This window comes from Isoptericola croceus, assembly GCF_029382255.1.
GTDB classification, from domain to species: domain Bacteria; phylum Actinomycetota; class Actinomycetes; order Actinomycetales; family Cellulomonadaceae; genus Isoptericola; species Isoptericola croceus.
In genome coordinates, this window is record NZ_JARLLG010000044.1 from 1 (window position 1) to 364 (window position 364).

The following is a 364-nucleotide window of genomic DNA, read 5'->3' on the forward strand; positions in this document are numbered from 1 at the left end:
CGCAACCATGAGCCCACTCGTCTCCTCCCTCCTGCTCCTGGCCGCCCTGCCAGGGCTGATGGCGGCCGTGACGTTGGACGAGTCCGGGGGCGGCCTCCAGACGCCCGGAGGAGCGCTCAGCCTCGTCTGCAAGGCCTCCGGGTTCGACTTCAGCAGTAACGGCATGAACTGGGTGCGACAGGCGCCCGGCAAGGGGCTGGAATATGTCGCTGAGATTAGTAATGATGGTAGTGACACACTCTACGGGGCGGCGGTGAAGGGCCGTGCCACCATCTCGAGGGACAACGGGCAGAGCACAGTGAGGCTGCAGCTGAACGACCTCAGGGCTGAGGACACCGCCACCTACTTCTGCGCCAAAACTGTC

1 protein-coding gene is annotated in these 364 nt (G+C 64.6%); it reads left to right on the plus strand.

Annotation, left to right across the window (positions count from 1 at the left end; genetic code table 11):
• Nucleotides 1–58: 58 nt before the first annotated feature.
• The coding region (locus PZC42_RS24315; RefSeq protein WP_277213949.1) for an immunoglobulin domain-containing protein at nucleotides 59–364 on the plus strand (306 nt) is incomplete at its 3' end.